The sequence below is a fragment of the Leucobacter sp. M11 genome, assembly GCF_035726885.1.
GTDB lineage: Bacteria > Actinomycetota > Actinomycetes > Actinomycetales > Microbacteriaceae > JAPFRB01.
This window is the reverse complement of sequence record NZ_JAPFRB010000003.1, coordinates 360,338-361,144: the sequence shown is the minus strand read 5'-3', so window position 1 is coordinate 361,144 and position 807 is coordinate 360,338. Positions and strand designations below refer to the sequence as shown.

Below are 807 nucleotides of genomic sequence, written 5' to 3'. Positions count from 1 at the left end.
GGAGGACCGCTCGTGAGGACGACCCCCACCCCCAGCCCCGCCCCCGGCACGCCGATGGTGCGCGCCGAGGGCGTCTCGAAGAGCTTCGGCTCAAACCTCGTGCTCCGCTCGATTTCGCTGGAGGTGCAGCACGGCGAGGTGCTCTGCCTCGTCGGCCCCTCCGGCTCGGGCAAGTCCACCTTCCTGCGCTGCATCAACCACCTCGAGGAGGTGAACGCGGGACGCCTCAGCGTGGACGGCGAGCTCGTCGGCTACCGCCAGCAGGGCACCAAGCTCTACGAGCTGCACCCGAAGGAGGCCGCGAAGCAGCGCCGCAAGATCGGCATGGTGTTCCAGCGCTTCAACCTGTTCCCGCACATGACCGCGCTGGAAAACGTGACAATCGCGCCGAGCCTGCTGACCAACAAGAAAAACGGTCCGCTCAAGGCGCAGGCGATGGACCTGCTCGACCGGGTGGGCCTCGCCGATAAGCACGATCACTACCCGGCGCACCTGTCCGGCGGCCAGCAGCAGCGCGTCGCCATCGCCCGGGCGCTCGCGATGGAGCCCAAGCTGATGCTCTTCGACGAACCAACGAGCGCGCTCGATCCGGAGCTGGTGGGCGAGGTGCTCGACGTGATGAAAAACCTCGCCAAGGAGGGCATGACCATGATCGTGGTCACGCACGAGATGGGCTTCGCCCGCGAGGTGGCCGACAAGCTCGTCTTCATGGACGGGGGCGTGGTGGTCGAGGCCGGGGACCCCACTCAGGTCCTCACGGACCCGCAGCGGGAGCGCACCAAGGCGTTCCTGTCGAAGGTGCTCTAG

At 67.4% G+C, this 807-nt stretch carries 1 protein-coding gene; it reads left to right on the top strand.

The window, feature by feature from the left end:
- Positions 1-54 precede the first annotated feature (54 nt).
- A complete protein-coding gene (locus OOT08_RS10035; RefSeq protein ID WP_325092907.1) occupies positions 55-807 on the top strand; it encodes an amino acid ABC transporter ATP-binding protein in 753 nt (250 codons plus the stop codon).